This window comes from Bradyrhizobium sp. 192, assembly GCF_023100965.1.
Lineage (GTDB): Bacteria > Pseudomonadota > Alphaproteobacteria > Rhizobiales > Xanthobacteraceae > Bradyrhizobium > Bradyrhizobium symbiodeficiens.
In genome coordinates, this window is sequence record NZ_CP064690.1 from 4,015,211 (window position 1) to 4,037,001 (window position 21,791).

General features: G+C 64.0%; 19 protein-coding genes. 9 read left to right on the top strand and 10 right to left on the bottom strand.

Annotated elements, in window-relative coordinates:
* Positions 1-20 precede the first annotated feature (20 nt).
* The 3 genes from IVB24_RS18225 to IVB24_RS18235 all read right to left on the bottom strand — a co-directional run bounded on the left by IVB24_RS18225 (position 21) and on the right by IVB24_RS18235 (position 4,281).
* Positions 21-1,616 carry a HAMP domain-containing sensor histidine kinase gene (locus IVB24_RS18225; protein WP_247774005.1) on the bottom strand — a complete coding sequence of 532 codons (1,596 nt, stop codon included), beginning with the start codon at positions 1,614-1,616 and terminating at the stop codon, positions 21-23.
* A 162-nt stretch (positions 1,617-1,778) separates the two neighbouring features.
* Positions 1,779-3,170 carry a sodium:proton antiporter gene (locus IVB24_RS18230; protein WP_247774122.1) on the bottom strand — a complete coding sequence of 464 codons (1,392 nt, stop codon included), beginning with the start codon at positions 3,168-3,170 and terminating at the stop codon, positions 1,779-1,781.
* A gap of 238 nt (positions 3,171-3,408) precedes the next feature.
* Positions 3,409-4,281: an NAD(P)-dependent oxidoreductase gene (locus tag IVB24_RS18235; RefSeq protein ID WP_140478536.1), complete on the bottom strand. Its 873-nt coding sequence runs from the start codon at positions 4,279-4,281 to the stop codon at positions 3,409-3,411.
* A gap of 197 nt (positions 4,282-4,478) precedes the next feature.
* Between IVB24_RS18235 and IVB24_RS18240 the strand changes: the two genes are divergently transcribed.
* The 4 genes from IVB24_RS18240 (at position 4,479) to IVB24_RS18255 (ending at position 8,679) form a co-directional block, all read left to right on the top strand.
* Complete coding sequence (locus IVB24_RS18240; RefSeq protein WP_247774006.1) at positions 4,479-4,916, top strand: VOC family protein; 438 nt, start codon at positions 4,479-4,481, stop codon at positions 4,914-4,916.
* A gap of 54 nt (positions 4,917-4,970) precedes the next feature.
* Positions 4,971-6,113, top strand: coding sequence for an Mrp/NBP35 family ATP-binding protein (locus IVB24_RS18245; protein ID WP_247774007.1), 1,143 nt, complete (start codon positions 4,971-4,973; stop codon positions 6,111-6,113).
* 216 nt (positions 6,114-6,329) lie between these two features.
* On the top strand, positions 6,330-7,421 hold the full coding sequence (locus IVB24_RS18250; protein WP_094974817.1) for a TRAP transporter substrate-binding protein: 1,092 nt from the start codon (positions 6,330-6,332) through the stop codon (positions 7,419-7,421).
* Between the two features lie 169 nt (positions 7,422-7,590).
* On the top strand, positions 7,591-8,679 hold the full coding sequence (locus IVB24_RS18255; protein WP_166469745.1) for a TRAP transporter substrate-binding protein: 1,089 nt from the start codon (positions 7,591-7,593) through the stop codon (positions 8,677-8,679).
* Between the two features lie 239 nt (positions 8,680-8,918).
* On the opposite strand, the gene IVB24_RS18260 is transcribed toward IVB24_RS18255, so the two are convergent.
* Positions 8,919-10,079 carry an acyl-CoA dehydrogenase family protein gene (locus IVB24_RS18260; protein ID WP_247774008.1) on the bottom strand — a complete coding sequence of 387 codons (1,161 nt, stop codon included), beginning with the start codon at positions 10,077-10,079 and terminating at the stop codon, positions 8,919-8,921.
* 422 nt (positions 10,080-10,501) lie between these two features.
* Here IVB24_RS18260 and IVB24_RS18265 point away from each other — a divergent pair, with 422 nt between their 5' ends.
* Entirely contained in the window at positions 10,502-11,176 is a 675-nt protein-coding gene (locus IVB24_RS18265; RefSeq protein ID WP_094974814.1) for a response regulator transcription factor, read from the top strand.
* 1 nt (position 11,177) lies between these two features.
* Positions 11,178-12,584 carry an ATP-binding protein gene (locus IVB24_RS18270; protein WP_247774009.1) on the top strand — a complete coding sequence of 469 codons (1,407 nt, stop codon included), beginning with the start codon at positions 11,178-11,180 and terminating at the stop codon, positions 12,582-12,584.
* A 24-nt stretch (positions 12,585-12,608) separates the two neighbouring features.
* Here IVB24_RS18270 and IVB24_RS18275 read toward each other — a convergent pair whose 3' ends face one another.
* The 5 genes from IVB24_RS18275 to IVB24_RS18295 form a co-directional block, all read right to left on the bottom strand.
* Positions 12,609-14,264, bottom strand: a complete 1,656-nt coding sequence (locus IVB24_RS18275; RefSeq protein WP_247774010.1) for a TRAP transporter large permease subunit — start codon at positions 14,262-14,264, stop codon at positions 12,609-12,611.
* Positions 14,265-14,290: 26 nt separating this feature from the next.
* Positions 14,291-14,872 carry a TRAP transporter small permease subunit gene (locus IVB24_RS18280; RefSeq protein ID WP_247774011.1) on the bottom strand — a complete coding sequence of 194 codons (582 nt, stop codon included), beginning with the start codon at positions 14,870-14,872 and terminating at the stop codon, positions 14,291-14,293.
* 169 nt (positions 14,873-15,041) lie between these two features.
* Entirely contained in the window at positions 15,042-16,061 is a 1,020-nt protein-coding gene (moaA, locus tag IVB24_RS18285; RefSeq protein ID WP_247774012.1) for a GTP 3',8-cyclase MoaA, read from the bottom strand.
* Between the two features lie 107 nt (positions 16,062-16,168).
* Positions 16,169-16,663, bottom strand: a complete 495-nt coding sequence (locus IVB24_RS18290; protein WP_247774013.1) for a hypothetical protein — start codon at positions 16,661-16,663, stop codon at positions 16,169-16,171.
* A 155-nt stretch (positions 16,664-16,818) separates the two neighbouring features.
* A complete protein-coding gene (locus IVB24_RS18295) occupies positions 16,819-17,493 on the bottom strand; it encodes an HAD family hydrolase (RefSeq protein ID WP_094974809.1) in 675 nt (224 codons plus the stop codon).
* Positions 17,494-17,661: 168 nt separating this feature from the next.
* On the opposite strand from IVB24_RS18295, the gene rpiA reads away from it, so the two are divergent.
* From rpiA to gor, 3 genes are read left to right on the top strand one after another with little or no spacing between them, the layout of a single operon-like run.
* Positions 17,662-18,393, top strand: a complete 732-nt coding sequence (gene rpiA, locus IVB24_RS18300; protein ID WP_181956842.1) for a ribose-5-phosphate isomerase RpiA — start codon at positions 17,662-17,664, stop codon at positions 18,391-18,393.
* A complete protein-coding gene (locus IVB24_RS18305) occupies positions 18,390-18,932 on the top strand; it encodes a DUF2059 domain-containing protein (RefSeq protein ID WP_247774014.1) in 543 nt (180 codons plus the stop codon). The genes rpiA and IVB24_RS18305 overlap by 4 nt, the downstream gene beginning before the upstream one ends.
* Positions 18,933-18,978: 46 nt before the next feature.
* A complete protein-coding gene (gene gor / locus IVB24_RS18310) occupies positions 18,979-20,367 on the top strand; it encodes a glutathione-disulfide reductase (protein ID WP_247774015.1) in 1,389 nt (462 codons plus the stop codon).
* A 216-nt stretch (positions 20,368-20,583) separates the two neighbouring features.
* On the opposite strand, the gene IVB24_RS18315 is transcribed toward gor, so the two are convergent.
* On the bottom strand, positions 20,584-21,591 hold the full coding sequence (locus tag IVB24_RS18315) for an alpha/beta hydrolase (protein WP_247774016.1): 1,008 nt from the start codon (positions 21,589-21,591) through the stop codon (positions 20,584-20,586).
* Between the last annotated feature and the right edge of the window lie 200 nt (positions 21,592-21,791).

The following is a 21,791-nucleotide window of genomic DNA, read 5'->3' on the forward strand; positions in this document are numbered from 1 at the left end:
GCATGTCTGCAAGCATCTGGTTAAGAGCCTGTGCCTGCGCTCATGATCGGCTTGTGGCGCGGCCGGCGCTTCTCCTCGGGCAGGACGGAACTCTCCGGCTGGAGCGGCGGGGAATCATCCGATAGCGGCGCCAGCGCGCTCATCACGCGCTCCGGCGGGAAGGTGACGATCACCTCGGTGCCGATGCGCAGCTTCGATTTCAGCGTGAACGTGCCGCCATGCAGGTCGATCAGATTCTTGGCGATCGGCAGGCCGAGGCCGGCGCCCTGTTCGGCGGACTTGATCGAGTTGGAGCCCTGGCCGAACGAGGCGAGTACGACCGGGATCTCGTCCTCGGGGATTCCTGAGCCGGAATCCCGCACCGAGAGATATTGTCCACCCGAGGCGGTCCAGCCGGCCTTGAGCCAGATCTCGCCGCCTTGCGGGGTGAACTTGATCGAGTTGGAGAGCAGGTTGAGCACGACCTGGCGGATCGCGCGCTCGTCGGCCCACAGCCGGGGCATGGCCTGCTCGAACACTTCGTGGATGGTGATGCCGCGGCTGGAGGCGCGCAGCTTCATCAGATGATGGCAGTCGGCGACGATGCCGACCAGCGACACCGCTTCCTCGTTGAGCTCGTAGCGGCCGGCCTCGATCCGCGACAGGTCGAGGATCTCGTTGATGAGGTTGAGCAGGTGCACGCCGGAATTATGGATGTCCGCCGAGTACTCCTTGTAGACCGGCACCGCATGCGCGCCGAAGATCTCGCTCTTCATGACCTCGGAGAAACCGAGGATGGCGTTCAGCGGCGTGCGCAGCTCGTGGCTCATCTGCGCGAGGAAGCGCGACTTGGCGACGTTGGCGGATTCGGCGCGGTGGCGCGCTTCGTCGGAGATTGCCTTGGCCTGTTCGAGCTCGCCGATCAGCGCGTCCTTCTCGGCGCGCGCTTCCAGCGTGGCGAAGGTGGAGGAGTGCAGGCGATGCGCCAGCAGCATGAAATAGCCTTCGGCGGCGAGCGCGAGCGCGGCCAGGATGTAATTGTCCAGCGAGCCGGTCATCACGAAGCTCAGCGCCATGGCGACCGCGACCGGCGCGGTGGCGGCGAGGGCTGCGATCGGCAGATTGGCGGCGAGCATGCTCGACACTGCGATCACCAGCAGCATCAGGAACATCATCAGCGTTTCCGTGACCATGTCGAGCACGGGATGGATCAGGATCGCCATCCAGCACAGGCCATAGAGCAGGTCGAGCACGACGAAGCGCGTCTGCCATGCCCGGGTCGCCGCGGGCGAGGCGGGCTCGGTCAGGAAGCGCCGGCAGCTGCGGATCATCGCGGAGTGGATGCAGAGCATGCCGGCGGTCCAGGCGGCGGCGGGGATCGGCTGCATCCACAGGCCGAACAGCACGCCGGTCGCGACCACCAGCAGCATTACGACATAGGATGCCGACAGCCGCGTCTGGGCGTATTGGCGCAGCATCTCGACGTCGAAGGCCGGCCGGGTTCCACTGGTCGACGTTAACTTGTCCCGCGCCTCGCGCACCCGCTGCGCCGCAGCCCTTCGGCTGCTCGCCGATGGAGCGCTCACCGGCTCGGCCGGAAGCTGTACTACCTCAGGCTTTTCAGCGGGGTTACTCATCAAGCAACAACGATTCCTGCCCACGCCGGACGCGGGCCTTCTGCATTGTCTATCTCTGGCAAGAAATCCTTAAGAGGTGACTTAAGGAGCTAAAGAATTACGTTAACCCGGCGTTAATTTGGATCTGGCCCCTGGCCTGCCCCAAGAGGGGTGCGCAGCCGTTCACCTGAAGAAAATGAGAGTGACCAAGGCGAATACAGGTAGCAGCAGGATGGAGGTCCAGGCCATGTAGCCGAAGAAGCCCGGCATAGCGACGCCACCCGCTCGCGCAATCGCGTACACCATGAAGTTGGGCGCGTTGCCGATGTACGAGTTTGCACCCATGAACACCGCTCCTGCGGAAATTGCTGCAAGGGTCAGGGCGCCATTCGTCATCAGGTGCTTGGCGTCGCCTCCGGCAAGCTCAAAGAAGACGAGGTAGGTCGGCGCATTGTCGAGGAAGGACGACAGCAGGCCGGCCAGCCAGAAATATGCGGCATTGTTAGACGTGCCATCTGCATTGGTGACCATGGTTACGATGGATGCAAACGCGCCGGATCGGCCGGCGTTGAGCATCGCAAGCACGGGAATGATGGTGATGAAGATGGCGGCGAAGAGCTTTGCCACTTCGATCATGGGGCTCCAAGAGAAGCCGTTCGCGTCGTGGTCTTCCTTCGACGTGACAGCGAGCGATGCGAACACGACGCCGATCATGACGCCATCGCGCAGCAGATTTTGAAGCTGGAGGCGCGTGCCGAGAACCTCAAATTCGCCGAGGTCGAGCTTGGCGCTCAGGAGGATCGCAGCGATGATGACTCCCATCAGCGCGAAATTGAACCCGCCGCTAATTCGCAAGGGATTGTCGGGAGTTGGGTCCGGTTTGACCCGGCCTTCCTTGCGATAAAGATAAGCATCGATGCAAAAGAACAGGGCGAGCAGGATCCAGGCAACGAATGTCGTCTCGGCGAACAGGTGTGTCGTCGTCCAGAAGAAGTCCACGCCGCGCAGGAATCCCAGAAACAATGGCGGATCTCCCAAAGGAGACAGCGATCCGCCGATATTGGACACCAGGAAGATAAAGAAGATGACGACGTGCGCATTGTGCACCCGGTCGTCATTGGCGCGGAGCACCGGGCGGATCATGACCATGGACGCGCCGGTCGTTCCGATGACGCTCGCAATCAAAGTACCGAGCGCGAGCAGCAGGGTATTCAGGACCGGGGAGCCATGAAGATTGCCGCGCACCACGATTCCGCCGGCCACGGTAAACAGAGCAAGGAGCAGCAGTATGAACGGGATGTATTCGAGAAACGCCGTATGCACGAGCGCCTGGGTCGTTGGAAGCAGGCCGTGCCAGATTGAAAGCGGTAGCACGATGAGGGCAGCCCACATCGCGGCAATTTTGCCTTGGTGCCGTTCCCAAAAGTGAGGCGCTGCGAGCGGAAATATCGCGATCGACAGCAGCATGCCGGCGAAGGGAAGCGCCCATTGCGGGCGAATGCTGGCGCCGTCGAGCGATGCGGCGAGCGCCTGCGAGGGTAATGCAACCAGGATCAGGAGCGCAACCGGGAGCAGGCGAGCAATGAGGAGCGATCCCCGCCGACAGGCCCCACCCGAGGCAATCCCGGTGATTGCAGTTCGGAGCTCCGGCGCGACGCTGACGCAGGCAGCAACGAAGATGGCGGCGATCACGCTGAGCAAGGCTCCCCCAGAAGTCTATGATTGTTTCGGTTAGCGCGCTTTGAACTTCGTCGCGGCCGGAGTCGCGACGAAGTACGAGCTGCGCGGTCCTGGAACAGGCCGCAGCAGAGTGTCAGCGTTGCAGACGCGCCAGCAGGCTCGACGTATCCCAGCGCTTGCCGCCCATCTTCTCGACCTCGGAATAGAACTGATCGACCAGCGCGGTGACAGGCAGGTTGGCGCCGTTGCGGCGGGCTTCGGCGATCGCGATCGAGAGGTCCTTGCGCATCCATTCGACAGCGAAGCCGAAATCGTACTTGTCCTCGTTCATGGTCTTGTAGCGATTTTCCATCTGCCAGGACTGCGCCGCACCCTTGGAGATGGTCTCGATCACCGCGGCGACGTCGAGGCCGCTCTTCTTGGCGAAGTGGATACCTTCGGAGAGACCCTGCACCAGGCCGGCGATGCAGATCTGGTTGACCATCTTGGTCAGCTGGCCGCTTCCCGCGGGCCCGAGCAGTTTGCACATCCGTGCATAGGCGCCCGTGATGATCGGCTCGGCGCCGGCATAGGCGCCCTCGGCGCCGCCGCACATCACCGTCAGAACGCCGTTCTCGGCGCCGGCCTGGCCGCCGGAGACCGGCGCGTCGATGAACTTGAAGCCGGCCTTGGTCGCGGCTGCATCCAGCTCACGCGCGACTTCGGCGGAGGCGGTGGTGTGATCGACGAAGGTCGCACCCTTCTTCATGCCGGCGAAGGCGCCGTCGGCGCCGATCGTGACCGCGCGCAGATCGTTGTCGTTGCCGACGCAGCACATCACGAAATCCTGGCCTTCGGCGGCGGCCTTCGGGGTCGGGGCGGTCTTGCCGCCGAACTTGTCCGCCCATTCCTTCGCCTTGGCCGCGGTGCGGTTGTAAACGGTGACCTCATGGCCCCCTTTTTTCACGAGGTGTCCGGCCATGGGGTAGCCCATGACGCCGAGACCGAGGAAAGCGACTTTAGCCATGTGTGGTACCTTGTCCGTAGCTTGAGTTTTACGGTTGCAGCCGGGCGAGGGCGCCAGGGCGGCGTCCTCGAAGTTCCGCCGCGAGGGCGGATCGGAGGCGCACCATAAACCGTTAAGGGCGGAGGGCAACGGCTTCGTTTGGCGGCCCCCTGTGCTAGGATGGCGGACCCAAGGACTTCAAAAAAGGGAGCGAAAGCATGGGCGGCGTGAGCGTTGGCGTCCTCGATCATTTCAACATCCGGACCCGGAATCTGGCCGAGACGGTCCGCTTCTACGAGGATGTGCTGGGCCTGGAAAAAGGCGCCCGGCCGAATTTCGCCTTCCCCGGTGCCTGGATGTACAGCGAGGGCAAGGCGGTGGTGCACCTCGTCGATATTTCCGCGACGGCCGAGCCGCAAAAGCCGGATTCCGGCGTTGTCCATCATGTCGCCTTCGTCAGTCGCGGCTTCGACGGCATGAAGCAGCGGCTGGCATCCAGGGACATGAGTTTCGAGTCCCGCCAGGTGCCCGGCGGCGACCTCTGGCAGATCTTCGTCAACGACCCCAACGGGGTCATGATCGAGCTGAATTACGAGGCCGCCACGGAGCAGGGGGCTGCGCCGGCCGAGAAGGCGGACGATATCGGCAGGCAGTAGCCTTTTGGGCGTTTCCGCTCTAATGGGGCATCCTGAACTTCTAGGAGATGCGCTTTGAGCGTGACGCAGCAACAGGTTCTCGACAGCCTCGCCCGGATCAAATCCCCCCGCGGGGTCGCGCTCACCAATGCCAATGTGCTGAGCGCGGTCAACGCGTCCGACGGCAAGGTGTTCTTCTCGATCAACGTCGATGCCGCCGAGGCGAGGGCCTGGGAGTCCATCCGGGCCGAAGCGGAGGCCGCCGTGCGCGCCATTCCCGGCGTCACCACCGTCATGGTGGCGCTGACCGCCGAGCGCAAGCCGGGCTCTGCGCCGCCGCCACCCCCGCAACCGAGCCGCGGCACGCCCGGCGTACAGCCGGTCCATGCCCACAAGCCGCCGCCACAGGGCGGCGCCCAGTCGCCGATGGCGCGGCAGTCGGAAATCCCGGGCGTTGCCGCCGTGATCGCGGTCGCCTCCGGCAAGGGCGGCGTCGGCAAGTCGACCACTGCACTGAACCTGGCTCTCGGTCTGCGCGACCTCGGCCTCAAGGTCGGGCTGCTCGATGCCGACATCTACGGCCCTTCGGTGCCACGGCTGACCGGCCTGCACGACAAGCCGGAGCTGAACGACGAGCGAAAAATGATTCCGCTTCGGCGCTTCGGCCTCGCCATCATGTCGATCGGCTTCCTGGTCGAGGAAGAGACCGCGATGATCTGGCGCGGTCCCATGGTGATGTCGGCGGTGACGCAGATGCTGCGGGATGTCGAATGGGGCAAGCTCGACGTGCTGGTCGTCGACATGCCGCCGGGCACCGGCGATGCCCAGCTCACGCTGGCGCAGAATGTGCCGCTGAAGGGCGCGGTGATCGTCTCGACCCCGCAGGACCTCTCCCTGATCGATGCGCGGCGGGGGCTTGCCATGTTCAAGAAGGTCAACGTGCCGGTGCTCGGCATCGTCGAGAACATGAGCTACTTCCAGTGCCCGCATTGCGGCACGCGATCGGACATATTCGGCCATGGCGGGGCGCGGCACGAGGCCGAGAAGCTCGAGGTCCCCTTCCTCGGCGAGATCCCGCTGCACATGGCGATTCGTGCCAGCTCGGATGCCGGCACTCCCGTCGTCGACAGCGAGCCGGACGGTCCCCATGCGGCGATCTACCGCGCCATTGCGGGGCAGGTCCGCGACCAGCTCAAGGGCGTCATCGCGGCGGCCTGAGCCGGCGCCCGCGGCCACGCTCTCGTCTTTCTGGGGGACATGCGACTTTCGTAGAGCCCCGTCATGCCATTGTCGCGTTCCGCAGGCGGGGCTTCCGTGGTAAAGGCCCACGGCAGTCAAGCCCCTTCGGTTCGACGCGGCCTAACGCGTCGCCGGAATGAGCGGCGGCAAGAAGAGAAGTCAAGGGGAAACGCCCCAGCAAGGAGAGACCTGAAGATGAAGCGTCGTGATTTTCTGAAAGTGTCGGCAGCAGGCGCGGCGGCGACCGCCGCGGTGGCCTCGCCGGCGATCGCGCAGTCCTCGCCCGAGGTGAAGTGGCGCTTGACTTCGAGCTTCCCGAAGTCGCTCGATACAATCTATGGCGGTGCCGAGCAGGTGGCGAAGTACGTCGCCGAGATGACCGACAACAAATTCCAGATCCAGGTGTTCGCCGCCGGTGAGCTCGTTCCCGGCCTGCAGGCGCTCGATGCGACCTCCAGCGGCACGGTCGAGATGTGCCATACGGTGTCCTACTACTATGTCGGCAAGGATCCGACCTTCGCGATCTTCGCCTCGGTGCCGTTCGGCCTCAATGCGCGCCAGCAGAACTCGTGGCTCTATCAGGGCGGCGGCAATGAACTCGCCAACGAGTTCTTCAAGAAGTCGAACGTGGTCGGCTTCCCCTGCGGCAACACCGGCACCCAGATGGGCGGCTGGTTCCGCAAGGAGATCAAGACCGTTGCCGACCTTTCCGGCTTGAAGATGCGCATCGGCGGCATTGCCGGCCAGGTGCTCCAGAAGGTCGGCGTGGTACCGCAGCAGCTCGCCGGCGGCGACATCTATCCGGCGCTCGAGAAGGGCACCATCGATGCGGCCGAGTGGGTCGGCCCCTACGATGACGAGAAGCTCGGCTTCGCCAAGGTCGCCAAGTACTACTACTACCCGGGCTTCTGGGAAGGCGGTCCGACCGTCCACGCTTTCGCCAACCTGGAAAAGTTCAATGCGCTGCCGAAGAACTACCAGGCGATCCTCACCAACGCGACGGCCCACGCCAACACCTGGATGGCCGCGCGCTACGACATGCAGAACCCGGGGGCGCTGAAGCGACTGGTTGCCGGCGGCACCCAGCTTCGTCCCTTTACCAACGAGGTGCTGGAAGCCTGCCTCAAGGCGACCAACGAATTGTGGGGCGAGATCTCCGCCAAGAACCCCGACTTCAAGAAGTCGATCGATGCCATGCAGGCCTACCGCTCCGACGAATATCTGTGGTGGCAGGTCGCCGAATACACCTACGACAGCTTCATGATCCGCTCGCGCACGCGCGGCTGATCGCCTAGGCCTAAAGTCGCAAGACCGGAAAGCCCGGCCTCCAGGGGAGGCCGGGCTTTTTCTTTGCCGCAGAGTGCGATCGGGATGGCATTCGGTCCCGGCTTGCGTCATGCTGACCGCAAGCCTCGGAAGAAGGCTCACAATCACTGGTACATCAGGGCAGGAAATCATGAAGAGAAGAGACTTCATCAAGGTCACAGGACTTGGTGCGGCCGGCGCAGTTACGCTTGCGGCTCCCGCGATCGCGCAGTCGATGCCGGAAATCAAATGGCGCATGCCGACGAGCTGGCCGAAATCGCTCGACACGCTGTTCGGCGGCGCCGAGATGATGTGCAAGATGGTCGCCGAGGCGACCGACAACAAATTCCAGATCCAGATCTTCGCGGCCGGCGAGATCGTGCCGGGCCTGCAGGTGCTCGACGCCGTGCAGAACGGCACCTGCGAAATCGGCCACACCGCCTCCTATTACTATTTCGGCAAGGATCCGACCTTCACCTTCGGCTCGGCCGTACCGTTCGGTCCCAACATGCGCATCAACCAGGCCTGGTACATGCAGGGCGGCGGGCGCGAGGTGCTCAACGAGTTCTACAAGAGCTACAACGTCGTCTCGCTGCTCGCGGGCAATACCGGTTGCCAAATGGGCGGCTGGTTCAGGAAAGAGGTCAACACGCCGGATGATCTGAAGGGCATGAAATTCCGTGTCGGCGGTTTTGCCGGCCGCGTGCTCCAGAAGCTCGGCGTGGTGCCGCAGCAGCTCGCCGGCGGCGACATCTACCCGGCGCTGGAGAAAGGCACCATCGACGCCGCCGAATGGGTCGGCCCCCATGACGACGAGAAGCTCGGCTTCTACAAGATCGCGCCGCACTATTACTATCCCGGCTGGTGGGAAGGCGGTCCGATGCTGATGGCCTTCGTCAACCTCGACAAGTGGAACGCGTTGCCGAAATATTACCAGAGCGTGCTTGAGCAGGCCGGCCACTACGCCAACAACTACATGATGGCGCGCTACGACGCCGCCAATCCGCTGGCGCTGAAGAAGCTGCTGGCGGGCGGCACCAAGCTGCACGCCTTCTCGCCGTCGATCATGGATGCCTGCTACAAGGCCGCCAAGGAGCTGCATGCCGAAGTCGGCGCGACCAATCCCAACTTCAAGAAGGTGCACGACTCTCTCGCCAAGTTCACCAGCGACGGCTACGCCTGGTTCCAGGTCGCCGAGGTCGGCTACGACATCTTCATGGCGCGGCGCTCGCAGAGCTGAGCTGTTCACCAGTCGCAACGCCCCGGAGCGAAAGCCCGGGGCGTTTTCTTGTGCGGTCAAGGGGGTGTCAGACCCCTAAAGTTGAAAAACAACCCCATGCACAGTAGCCAACGGCTTGATAATCCAAGAGAAAATTTAGCCGCAAATCGCTGCTGGGAGGGCGGAGCTGGTGTTGGGGGCGGAGCAATTGAATAGCAAGTCAGATTAGCCTCCCTGCGCCGCTACGCCACCGCGCCGCTCTAGCCTTGAGCCGCTTTCCAGTCGCGCTTGATCTTCTTGGCCAGCGACCATTTGTGCACTTCAGTCGGCCCGTCATAGATCCGGAAGGCACGGATTTCGCGGAAGGCTTGCTCGACGATCGTCTCCGTCGAGACCCCTGTGCCGCCCATCACCTGAACGCAGCGATCGGCAACGCGCATCAGTGCTTCCGACACGGCCACCTTCGCCATGGAGCTCTCGGTCGTGCCGAGCGAGCCGGTGTCGAGCACTCCGGCGCACCAGTCGATCATCAGCTCCGATTGCTGGAGATCGATCAGGTTCTCCGCCAGCATGAAGCCGACGCCCTCGTGGTCGACCAGCGCTTTGCCGAACGCCTGGCGGCGGCAGGCATAGTCGGTGGCAATCTCGTTAGCGCGGATCGCGAGGCCCAGCCATCGCATGCAATGCGACAGCCGTGCGGGGCTCAAACGAATTTGGGCATATTTAAAACCTTCGCCGGACGCGCCGAGCATCTGGTCGGCCGGCACCCGCAGGTTTTCAATGTCGATCTCCGCGTGTCCGCCGGGCATCGAATTGTCGATCGTATCCAGCACGCGCAGCGTGCGGATCGCGGGATTTGGCAGATCGACGAGGAACATGCACGCGCCATCGTCAGACTTCGCCATGACGATCCCGACGCGCGCTCCCTCGGCTCCCGTGATGAACTTCTTTCGCCCGTTGATGACCCAATGGTTGCCGTCGAGCCGGCACCTCGTCTGCATCATCGACGGATCCGATCCGGCTCCGCCCGCATCGGCAGGCTCCGTCATGAAGAACGCCGAGCGCGCTTTGCCCGACACCAGCGGTTCGAGAAAACGCGATTTCTGCTCGGGGCTGCCGACCTTGCCGAGCAGGTACATGTTGCCTTCATCCGGCGCCATGGTGTTGCACGCCAATGGACCGAGTGGAGACAGGCCAGTCTTGATCAGCGCCTTCGCAGTCTCGCGTTGCGTGAGATGGGACCCGTCCGCGAGAATGTGCGGCGTCAGGGCGCCGGCCTTCCGCGCCTTGTCGCGCAGCTCCTGCACGAGTTCGTCGCTCGGACCGTGCGGACCTGTCCGGGGATCCTTCTCGTAGGGAATGACTTCAGTCCGGATGAACGCCTCGATCTTCGCTGCAATGCTGTCGTCTTGATGGGGCATAGCTACTCCGGTCGACTGCCGCCTCGGCGGAGGCCGGCTTTCGATCAGCTATAGACGGATGGGCCGGAGTTGAGCAACACCCGCGCTGGCACTACCGGATGAGGGAAGGACGCTGGGGTCACAGAGTCTATTCGATCGTCTCATCGGCGCGCGCGAGCAAGCCTGGCGGCACGACGAGGCCGATTGCTCTTGCTGTCTTGGCGTTGATGATCAGTTCGACTTTTGTGGTGCATGTGCGTGCGGCAGGGCGAGCGTCGCGGCGAAACGGAACCCATATCAACGTTGCCTGACGCTCACCTTACGGTTCTGTCGACGTCCGCAAGGACGCATTTTTTTGCTGGTCGTAGCCGCCGAATGATGGGAGACATTCCGCAGCGCGGCGGGTCCCGCGGTTCTGAAATACCGGAATTCTGGTCGAGCACATGCGCCTTCTGATCGTCGAGGACAATGCCGAGCTGTCGCGGCTCGTCGCGGGCGGGCTGGCGGCGGCCGGCTATCAAAGCGACATCGTCGGCAGCGCGGCCGAGGCGCGCGAGGCGGTGAGCAGCGTCAGCTACGCTGCGATGATCCTCGACCTCGGGCTGCCCGACGGCGACGGCCTGTCGGTGCTGCGCGAGCTGCGCCTCAAGATGGAGCCGCTCCCCGTGCTGGTGCTGACCGCACGCGGCGGCCTGCAGGATCGCGTCAGTGGCCTGCGCAGCGGCGCCGACGACTATCTCGCCAAGCCCTTCGCGATGGAGGAGCTGATAGCGCGGCTGGAGGCGATCCTGCGCCGGCCCGGCCAGCTGCTCGGCCGCTCGCTCAGTCTCGCCAACCTCGTCTACGACACCGAGAGCCGCCAGATCTTCGTCGACGACCAGCCGCGGATCATCTCCGCGCGCGAGACGTCGGTGCTGGAGATCCTGCTGCGCCGGCAGGGCCGGGTGGTGCCGAAGAAGAACGTCGAGGATCACATCTTCGGACTGGACGGCGAGGTCGCCTCCAACGCGGTCGAGGTCTACGTCTCGCGGCTGCGCAAGCAGCTCGCTGAACACGGCGCGAAGGTCGTGATCCATACCATCCGCGGCGTCGGCTATCTCATGGACGTGGAGAAATAGCGTGGCCCGGATCGGGTCCCAAGCCAGGCCCCAGGGCGCCGGGTCCTATGGCAGGTCGCCGACGTTCAAATCGCTGATCTGGCGCATCGTGTTCCTGCACATCCTCGCCGTCGCGGTGGTCGCGATCTTCCTGCCGCTGGTGCTGTTCTGGCTGCTTAATTCCGAGATCGACCAGTTGCATCGCCATGCCATGCGCGCCCAGGCCGAAGTGCTGGCGGAGCGCATCGTTGCGCAGCCCGGCGGTGTGCTGACGTTCAATCTGCCCGACAGTCTCAAGGGCCTCTATTCGGAAGCGTATGGCCGCTATCAATACGACATTCGCGATGCCGAGGGCCGGCTGCTGTTCTCTTCCCATCGGCGCTCCGCCGCCGCCGCTGCACCAAGTTCGTCGGAGAGCATTTCGGGGGCCGCCGTCACCCGCGACATCGACGGCAAGACGGTGCGCATCCAGGTCGCCGAGGACCTTGCGCATCGCGACGTCATCATCGACGACATCGTCTCGAACTTCTTCCGGCGCGTGGGATGGATCACCATCCCGATCCTGCTGATCCTGCTCGCCACCGACATCATCATCTTTCGCCGTGCGATCGCGCCGCTGTGGAAGGCTTCCGAAGAGGCCAGCAACATCGGCCCGGCGCGCACCGACATCCGCCTGCCGACGGAGCAGATTCCGCGCGAGATCCTGCCGCTCGTCACCGCCGTCAACCAGGCGCTCGACCGCCTCGAAGGCGGCTTTCGGGTACAGCGGCAGTTCACGGCGGATGCAGCGCATCAATTGCGCACGCCGCTTGCGATCCTGCGCACGCGGATCGAGACGCTCGACGATCGTGCCGCACGGCAGGCGCTGCATGCCGACATCGAAACGATGAGCCGCCTGGTCGCCCAGTTGCTGGAGATCGCCGAGCTCGACACTTTGGTGCTCGATCCCGGCGAGACCACGGATTTGCGCGCGGTCTGCGCCGAGGTGGTCGCCTCGATCGCCCCGTTCGCGATCGCGCAGCACAAGGACATTGCGCTCCGGGGCACCGACGCGCCGGTCAGGATCCACGGCAATGCGGAGATGCTCCAGCGCGCGATCTTCAACCTTGCCGAAAACGCCATCAAGTTCACGGCAAAGGACACCACCGTCGACGTCGAGGTGGGCGAGGACGGCTCGGTGCGCGTGCGCGATTGCGGCCCGGGGATCGCGGACGCCGAGCGCGAACTGATCTTCCAGCGCTTCTGGCGCGCCGACCGCCGGCGCAGCGACGGCGCGGGACTGGGGCTGTCGATCGTGCGCGCCGTGGCCGACGATCACGCCGCGACGGTGGCGGTCGAGAACCTCCCCGGCGGCGGCGCGGAGTTCACGCTGCGGTTTCGTCTGGCGGAGCGGGCCGAACCTTTACCCTCCGCTGGGGGCGGAGGGTAAGAAGGTCGGCCGTGCAGCCTCCGCTTACTTCGACGGCGGCCCGAAATCCAGCGGCGGCAGCTCGATCTGCGGCACTTCGATCTTGATCGTATTGGGGTCGATGTTCGACTGGACACCCTTGTAGTGCATCACCATCGACGGGAACGTGATTACCAGTCCGACCATGATCATCTGGATGACGACGAATGGTACCGCACCCCAATAGATCTGGCCCGTGGTGACGGGCTCCATCCGCTTGCCGGTGAGGCGATCGGTGTAGCGCTCCTTCGGCGCGACCGACCGGAGATAGAACAACGCGAATCCGAACGGCGGGTGCATGAACGAGGTCTGCATGTTGACGCCGAGGATGACGCCGAACCAGATCAGGTCGATGCCGAGATGCTCGGCGGCAGGTCCGAGCAGCGGGATCACGATGAAGGCCAGTTCGAAGAAGTCGAGGAAGAAGGCCAGCACGAACACGAACAGGTTGACGAAGATCAGGAAGCCGACCTGGCCGCCGGGCAGGGAGGTCAGCAGGTGCTCGACCCAGACGTGCCCGTTGACGCCGTAGAAGGTGAGCGAGAACACGCGAGCGCCGACCAGGATGAACACGACGAAAGCCGACAGCTTGGCGGTCGATTCCGTGGCTTGCCGGATCAGGTCCCAGCTCAGCCGCCGCTTCGCGGCACCGAGGATGAGGGCGCCGGCGGCACCCATCGCGCCGCCTTCGGTGGGGGTCGCGATGCCGATGAAGATCGTGCCGAGCACTAGGAAGATCAGGAACAGCGGCGGCACCATCACGAAGGTGGTCTGCTGCGCCATTTTCGAGAGGAAGCGGAAGCCGGTGAGCTTGTCGATCACCCAGTTCAGCACGGCGACGGCGAACGCGAAGATGATGCCGTAGAACATGCTCAGCACGACATAGTCGGCGCCATGCGTCTCGGAGTTGCGCATCATGAACCAGCCGAACACGCAGCTCGCCAGGAACAGCACGCCGAGGGAGCGGAGGCCACGGTCGCCACTGTCCTCGCGAAAGCCGATGGCCTCCTTCGGCAGGCCCGGGGCGGCCTTCGGGAAGATCATACTGACGAGAAAGGCGTAGCCGGCGTAGAGCGCGGCGAGCACGAGGCCCGGGATGAAAGCGCCTTCGTACATGTCGCCGACCGACTTGCCGAGCTGGTCGGCCATCACGATCAGAACGAGCGAGGGCGGAATGATCTGCGCGAGCGTGCCCGACGCGGCGATGACGCCGGCGGCGACGCGGCGGTCATAGCCGTAGCGCAGCATGATCGGCAGCGAGATCAGACCCATCGAGATCACAGACGCCGCGACCACGCCCGTCGTCGCGGCGAGCAGCGCGCCGACGAAGATGACGGCATAGGCAAGGCCGCCGCGGATGGTACCGAACAATTGGCCGATCGTGTCGAGCAGGTCCTCGGCCATGCCCGACCGCTCCAGCACCAGTCCCATGAAGGTGAAGAAGGGGATGGCGAGCAGCGTGTCGTTGTTCATCACGCCGTAGACGCGCTCGGGAAGAGCCTGCAGGAAGTCAGGGTGGAATTGGCCGAGCTCGACGCCGATGATGGCGTAGAACAGGCCGACGGCGCCGAGCGAGAATGCCGCGGGATAGCCGAGCAGCAGCACGACGACCAGCGACGCGAACATGATAGGCGCCATATTGGCGATGATGAATGCGGTCATGATTCCCCCTAAACCGTCGCCAACGGCTACTTCTTCTCGATCGCTTCGACGAGATGCTCGACCTCGGCCTCCAGCGCCGACACCTGCGATTCATGGGGATCCGGAATCAATCCGCGCATGACCGCAATTCGCTTGATCAGCTCGGAGACTGCTTGAACGAGCAGCATAGCGAAGCCGATCATGATCAGAGCTTTGGCGGGCCATTGGGGCAGGCCGCCGGCATTGCCGGATTGCTCGTTGATGTGGAACGAGCGCTCGAAGAACGGCACGCCCGTGACGATCATGACGATGCAGAGCGGAATGAGGAAGAACAGGTGACCGATCACATCGATCACGTTGCGGACCTTCTTCGGCAGCGAATTGTTCACGATGTCGATGCGGATGTGCTCGTTGTCCAGCAGCGTCCAGGGCGAGCAGACGAGGAAAACGATGCTGAACAGCACCCATTGCAGCTCGAGCCATGAATTCGACGAGGTGTCGAATGTCTTGCGGATGATCGCGTTGACCGCCGAGACGACGACGGCGACCACGATCAGCCACGCCACACGCTTGCCTGTCCAGCGCGTGAACGCGTCGATTCCCTGGCTCACCTTTAGGAGCGCTTGCAACGATAGGTCCTCCCCCGATTGTGCCCCGGCCGTCTTGACTGCGCCGAACGGGCGCGTGGCTTGTCTCGCCGCGCAGGCATGAGGCAGGCGCACCAAACCAGCGGGCGTGCCGCCAGTCAATCGGAAGTTTGTTGATAGTTAAGGGGAATAAGACCGTAATCCGCCGGTGTCAGCCGCCGGTGACGCTCATGTGCCTGGAGACGCTGGGACGGTCATGGCGGCGGTCGATGATGAAATCGTGGCCCTTGGGCTTCAGCCCGATGGCGCGGTCGATCGCATCCGCAAGCAGCGTGTCGTCGTCGGATGCACGCAGAGGTTTGCGCAAATCAGAGGCATCCTCGTGGCCGAGGCAGGTGTGCAGCGTTCCCGTGCAGGTGACGCGAACCCGGTTGCAGGATTCACAGAAATTATGGGTCATCGGCGTGATGAAGCCAAGCTTGCCGCCGGTCTCGGCGACGCCGACATAGCGGGCCGGACCTCCGGTGCTCTCGGCCAGATCCGTCAGCGTGAATTGCTGGGCGAGGCGTGCGCGCACCAGCGACAGCGGCAGATACTGGTCGATGCGGCCCGATCCGATCTCACCCATCGGCATGACCTCGATCAGCGTCAGGCCCATGCCCTTGCCGTGGGCCCAGCGCATCAATTCGGGAAGCTCGTCCTCGTTGAGGTTCTTCAGCGCCACCGCGTTGATCTTGATGGCGAGGCCTGCGGCGCGCGCGGCCTCAATGCCTTCCAGCACCTTGTCGATCTCGCCCCAGCGGGTGATCTCGCGAAACTTCTTGGGATCGAGCGTGTCGAGCGAGACGTTGATGCGGCGGACGCCGCAATCGGCGAGCTCGCTTGCGTATTTCGCAAGCTGGGTGCCGTTGGTGGTCAGCGTCAGCTCGTTCAGGGCTCCGCTCGACAGATGCCGCGACAGCGAGCGGACCAAGGTCATCACGTTGCGCCGGACCAGCGGCTCGCCGCCGGTCAGCCGCAGCTTCTTCACGCCCTTGGCGATGAACGCAGAGCAGAGCCGGTCGAGCTCTTCCAGCGTCAGCAGGTCGGCTTTGGGCAGGAACGTCATGTCTTCGGACATGCAGTAGAAGCAGCGCAAATCGCAGCGATCGGTGACGGAGACGCGCAGATAGCTGATGGTCCGCCCGAACGGATCGGTCATCGGGGTCGACAGCGCGGTGGATCCGTTCATGGAGATGCCTTGTCACTTGCGGCGTCGGGCGCACCTTTGTTTCAGCGGTGCTCGCGACACAATCTAAGCATCGGACGCGACGAGGACAATCGGGTGGTATACTTAGATCAGCGCCTGCCGGCGTTCGGATCGGGGAACGGCGAGCCCGCGGGCGGTGCGGCTTCGGCTGGTGCCGCGGCCGGCGCGGCTGCAGCCGGTTTGGGCTTCCTCGGCCGGTGCGGCTTGCGAACCGGTTTCGGCGGGGTGGCCGGCTGGAGTTCCGCAAACACCGGATTTGGGTCTGACGTCACCGAGGCGGGCGTGGTGAAATCCCCGGGACTTCTGATCACGTTCACCGGGACGCTCGCCGGCTGGTACTTTGGCAGCGCGAAAGCGACCGTAAAGGGAGCCTCGGGGGCGGGAACCGAGACGGAGCAAGGAGTCTTGCATCCCGGCCCGAGCGAGGTCGTGGCGTCGGCACCCGGCGGGTTGGATTCGAGCCGGACCTGGACGGTCGGCGGGGCCGATTTGAACATGTCCCAGGACATCGAGGAGCAGCCCCCAAGGCTTGCCGCTCCCAAAAGACTCGCTCCGGCTAACGCAACCGCGATGACACGACGCATGACCCATCCACTTCAACTGCGACGAACCGCCACATAACCCCGCCCGGACCTTAGGAGCGTCGTTTGGGGCAGGCAACCGGCGGGCTGCGCATAGTTAATGAATGGTTAATGCAGGAGATTTCTGAATACAATTATATATCAATAACTTGCTGGCGCTATACGGTCATCAGGCTGCTGGCGGCGGCCGGCAGGTCACGCATGTGATGGATCAGCCGGTCCGGCTTCAGCTCGGCGATCGGTACATCGGTATAACCAAAACTGACCCCGATCACCGGCACTCCGGCCCGGCGAGCGACCCCGACATCGGTTCCGGCATCGCCGACCATGATGCTCGCTTTGACCGCTCCGCCGGCGCGCGCCACCGTTTCACGAAAAATCGTGGGGTCGGGCTTCTGGACGCCAAAGGTGTCCGCGCCGCAGATCGCCGCGAAGCGGCGGCTGAGGTCGAGCTGGTCCAAAAGCCGCTTCGACAGCCATTCCAGCTTGTTGGTGCAGACGGCGAGGCGATGGCCTTGCGCTGAAAAATGGTCCAGCGCGGCCTCGAGCCCCTCGAAGGGGCGGGATTCGACCGCGATATGGTCGGCGTAATAGGCGATGAAATCCGCGGTCATCCGGTCCATGTCGGCGGGGGTGACGCTGCGGCCCTCGGCCTCCAGCCCCCGCTCGATCAGCTTGCGGGCGCCGGCGCCGATCATGTTGCGGGCCGAGGCCATCGGCACCGGCGGCAGCCCTTCGCGGTCGAGCACATGGTTCAGCGCGGTGATCAGGTCGGGCGCCGTATCCACAAGCGTACCGTCGAGATCGAAGACGATGGTGTGAGGGGAGGTCATGGTCCAAGCGCTACCGGCCCGGTCATGCCAGTGCAAGGGGCGGCGCCATAAGATCAACTTATAGTCTGGTTCCCCAGACCCTGTTCTCCGGCGGAAAACGAGGCTACATAGGCCGCCGAAAGCGGCCACGATCGGCGGCACGTTCGGGACTCAAGGGTGGGCGCAGACGTGAATATGGACCAGTTGAAGCGACAGGCCGCTGCGCGCGCGCTCGAGGAGGTGCGGGACGGCATGCAGCTCGGGCTCGGCACCGGCTCGACCGCCAAGCATTTCGTCGAGCTGCTCGGTGAGCGCGTCGCCGCCGGGCTCAAGGTGATCGGCGTGCCGACCTCCGAGGCGACTCGCCTCGATGCTATCAGGTGCGGCGTGCCGCTGACCACGCTGGATGAGATCGACCATCTCGACATCACCATCGACGGCGCCGACGAGATCGATCCCGAGCTCAACCTGATCAAGGGCGGCGGCGGTGCGCTGCTGCGCGAGAAGATCGTGGCTGCGGCCTCGGATCGCATGATCGTGATCGCCGATGACACCAAATGGGTGCCGACGCTGGGCAAATTTCCGCTCCCGATCGAGGTCATCCCGTTCGGGCTTGGTGCGACGCGCCGGGCGATCGAGAAGGCATTTGCCGAATGCGGCGTTTCCGGGCAAATGGCGGTCCGCAACGCCAAAGGCGGGGACAAGGACGGCCACGTTTTCGTCACCGACGGCGGCCACTGGATCGTCGATGCAAAGCTCGGACGGATCGAGGATCCTGCTCGTCTCGCCAAGGCGTTGAGCGTGATCCCCGGCGTGGTCGAGCACGGGTTATTCATCGGCTTGGCCAGCTCGGCTGTATTGGCGGGCGGCGAGGGAATTCGCGTGATTGAACGGCGTAAGCCGAAAGGAGACTGGGAATGAAGAGCGTCTTGAAGTTTTTGCCGGCTGCGACCCTCGCTGTGGGACTGGCCCTCTCGGTCGTCCCGGCCGCCGCGCAGCAGGCCGCGCCCAAGGCAGCTGCCGCACCCGCGCAGCCGAAAGCCTCGCCCGCAGCGGTCGCGGCGGCCAAAGAGATTCTGCAGATCAAGAACGCCACCGCGATGTACGCGGGCGCCGTGCCCGGTCTCGTCCAGAAGACCAAGATCGCGCTGATCCAGCAGAACCTGAACTACCAGAAGGACCTCAACGAGGTCGCCCCGATCGTCGAACAGCAGCTCAATGGCCGCCAGAACGAGATCGGCGAGGGCATGGCACAGATCTATGCCAGCGAGTTCACCGAGCAGGAGCTGAAGGATCTCGTCACCTTCTACAAGTCGCCGCTGGGCAAGAAGCTGATCGACGCCGAGCCGCGCGCCATCGGGCTCAGCATGGCCTTCATGAACTCCTGGGCCCAGAACTTCTCCGAGACCGTGATGGGGGCCTTCCGCGCCGAGATGCGCAAGCGTGGCAAGGAGATCTGACAGACACTATCTGATCGGTGATTCCTGATAGGGGTCGGAGTGGACAATGGCTGAATTCGACGTCGACCTCTTCGTCATCGGTGGTGGTTCGGGCGGCGTGCGTGCCGCCCGTATCGCGGCTGGTTACGGCGCCCGCGTGATGATCGCGGAAGAGTACCGCATGGGCGGCACCTGCGTGATCCGCGGCTGCGTGCCGAAGAAGCTGTTCGTGATCGGCTCGCATTTCCGCCACGAGCTCGAGGATGCCGCGGGTTTCGGCTGGACCGTTCCGCCCGCCAGCTTCGACTGGCCGACGCTGATCGCCAACAAGGACAAGGAGATCGCGCGGCTCGAGGCGGCCTACACCGCCAACGTCGAGAAGTCGGGCGCGCAGATCGTCAAGAGCCGCGCGGTGATCGAGGACAAGCACACCGTCCGCCTGCTCGAAAACGACCGCAAGATCACCGCAAGATACATCCTGATCGCCACCGGCGGCGCGCCCAACCATGGCGCCGCGATCCCCGGCATCGAGCACGTGATCTCCTCCAACGAGGCGTTCCATTTGAAGAAGCTGCCGAAGCGGATCGTGATCCAGGGCGGCGGCTACATCGCGCTGGAATTCGCCGGCATCTTCGCCGGCTTCGGCTCCGACGTCACCGTGATCTATCGCGGCGACAACATCCTTCGCGGCTTCGACGAGGATGTTCGCACCCATGTTCGTGCCGAGATGGAGAAGCAGGGCATCACCATTCTCACCGGCTGCACGGTGAGCAAAGTCGACCGCCACGGCGATGAATTCACCACGCATCTGTCGAACGGATCGAGCCTCGCCTCGGACCAGGTGATGTTCGCGATCGGCCGGCATCCGGCGGTGGCCAATCTCGGGCTGGAGAACGCCGGCGTTGCCATCAACCCTGCGAACGGCGGCATCGCGGTCGACCATTTCTCGAAAAGCTCGGTCGACAGCATCTATGCGATCGGCGACGTCACCCATCGCTTCAATTTGACGCCGGTCGCGATCCGCGAGGGCCATGCCTTCGCGGACACCGTGTTCGGCAAGCGTACGGTGCAGGTCGATCACGCCAACATTCCGACCGCGGTGTTCTCGCAGCCGGAGGTCGGCACGGTTGGTCTGACGGAAACCGAGGCGCGTGCCCAATTCAGTCACGTCGACATTTACAAGACCTCGTTCCGCCCGATCAAGGCGACGATGTCGGGCCGCGACACCCGCGTGCTGATGAAGCTGGTCGTCGACGGTGCGAGCGACCGCGTGCTCGGCTGCCACATCGTCGGCGAGGCCGCCGCCGAGATCACGCAAGCCGTCGCGATCGCGGTGAAGATGAAGGCGACCAAGGCCGATTTCGACGCGACCATCGCGCTGCATCCGACCGCGGCCGAAGAGCTGGTCACCATGCGCACCCCGACCGCGCGCCACGTGCGCCAGGCCGCGGAGTAGGGGCGGCAATCACCGGGCTGTTTTCTTGTCGCCCGGCGGCCTGATCATCGGACGTGCGCTCGTCCATCGTGACATTCTTCTGGGGCGCATTTGAAGAATGCATGGCCGGCCGATACCGCGGCGAGGCCGCGTCAGCTGTCATGCAACGCAACTTCACCGCGTTCAGTGCGAGGCAGACCTCGCATTGAATCGGATTCGCCTGGCGTGATCAGGCTCTCAGTGCAGCGTTCCGGCCGCGGCCTCGTCGACCGCGGCCATCAGGTCGGCCGTGTCCGACTGCTGGATCATGTGACCCGCATTCGGGACGCGGCGCATCTTGCTGTGCTTGATTTCGTCATGCAGCCGGCCGGACTGCTCGTCGATGTCGATGAGACGGTCATCCTCGCCGGCCAGGATGGTGACCGGCATGGCCAGTTCGCCGTAGGTCTTCGCAGACAGCATTGCAGCAGGGACCATCAGCGCCGCCTCGGCCGCGCCGGCCCGAAGCTGCGATGGACGCACAGCCAGTGATTTGGGGAAGCCGTCAAACTTTTGCGGGACGGATTTGGGTCCGAACAGCTGACGCAGCATCGCCGGCCACATCAGACGGCTGAGGATCGGGGAGATGGTGTAACTGAGGATATCGCCAAATCCCGGGATCGCCGGCCCGGCCATCGCCATCATCGCGTCGGTGCGGGCTGTCGGGAAATAATAGCCCGACGCCAGTATCAGGGCCTCGACCATTGAGGGATGCCTGCTTGCCAGGGCGATCGCAACCGACGCTCCCCAGGAATGTCCGAGCACGATCGCCTTCTCGACGCCGAGTTGCGCAAGGGCATCCTTGAAGAGGTCGGCCTGGGCTGCAGGCGTCCACACCACGTTGCGGGGCCTGAGGCTGTGGCCGAAGCCGGGACGGTCGAACACAATGACGCGATAGTCCTTGGACGCGAGGTCGATCAGGCCGCTCGACTCGAAATCCTGGATCATGCTGCCATTGCCATGGAGCAGGACCAGGGGACGTCCGGATCCGCGCTCCACGTAATGCAGGCGAACTCCGTCGACGTCGATGAATCGTCCTTGGGGTGGGTTGTCGCGCTGCGCCTTGTCGGCAAGGCGCCGATTGACGACCGCGGCCGCTGCCATCAGGCCGGCTGCCGCGACAAGGGTGGAGGCCAAGGGATGCTGTGCAAGAGTACGAAGGGTCGTAGCCGCCAGCGATGGCGAACGTTTTTTCAGTAAGCGCATATGACACTTTCGCTGACCACAGCCAGCTATTCGAGAGTGGGGAAGGGACACTTCTGGTTTAACGTCCCGGTCTCATTCGGCTGGTGACCGTCAAAGAGATGCAGGTCCGAGGCGCAGATGGCGCAGGCGGCTATCTTGATGCGGATGCTGGATCTTGGGATCCGGGTCGGACCCGGACGTCGCCTTTGCCGTGCCAGCAG

Coding starts and splice junctions, on each gene's coding strand:
- IVB24_RS18275 (WP_247774010.1), bottom strand. CDS start 14,264: ATGACCGCATTCATCATCGCCAATATGGCGCCTATCATGTTCGCGTCG.
- gor (WP_247774015.1), top strand. CDS start 18,979: ATGGCTGAATTCGACGTCGACCTCTTCGTCATCGGTGGTGGTTCGGGC.
- IVB24_RS18290 (WP_247774013.1), bottom strand. CDS start 16,663: ATGCGTCGTGTCATCGCGGTTGCGTTAGCCGGAGCGAGTCTTTTGGGA.
- IVB24_RS18305 (WP_247774014.1), top strand. CDS start 18,390: ATGAAGAGCGTCTTGAAGTTTTTGCCGGCTGCGACCCTCGCTGTGGGA.
- IVB24_RS18295 (WP_094974809.1), bottom strand. CDS start 17,493: ATGACCTCCCCTCACACCATCGTCTTCGATCTCGACGGTACGCTTGTG.
- IVB24_RS18260 (WP_247774008.1), bottom strand. CDS start 10,079: ATGCCCCATCAAGACGACAGCATTGCAGCGAAGATCGAGGCGTTCATC.
- IVB24_RS18255 (WP_166469745.1), top strand. CDS start 7,591: ATGAAGAGAAGAGACTTCATCAAGGTCACAGGACTTGGTGCGGCCGGC.
- IVB24_RS18315 (WP_247774016.1), bottom strand. CDS start 21,591: ATGCGCTTACTGAAAAAACGTTCGCCATCGCTGGCGGCTACGACCCTT.
- IVB24_RS18265 (WP_094974814.1), top strand. CDS start 10,502: ATGCGCCTTCTGATCGTCGAGGACAATGCCGAGCTGTCGCGGCTCGTC.
- IVB24_RS18250 (WP_094974817.1), top strand. CDS start 6,330: ATGAAGCGTCGTGATTTTCTGAAAGTGTCGGCAGCAGGCGCGGCGGCG.
- IVB24_RS18225 (WP_247774005.1), bottom strand. CDS start 1,616: ATGAGTAACCCCGCTGAAAAGCCTGAGGTAGTACAGCTTCCGGCCGAG.
- IVB24_RS18240 (WP_247774006.1), top strand. CDS start 4,479: ATGGGCGGCGTGAGCGTTGGCGTCCTCGATCATTTCAACATCCGGACC.
- moaA (WP_247774012.1), bottom strand. CDS start 16,061: ATGAACGGATCCACCGCGCTGTCGACCCCGATGACCGATCCGTTCGGG.
- IVB24_RS18235 (WP_140478536.1), bottom strand. CDS start 4,281: ATGGCTAAAGTCGCTTTCCTCGGTCTCGGCGTCATGGGCTACCCCATG.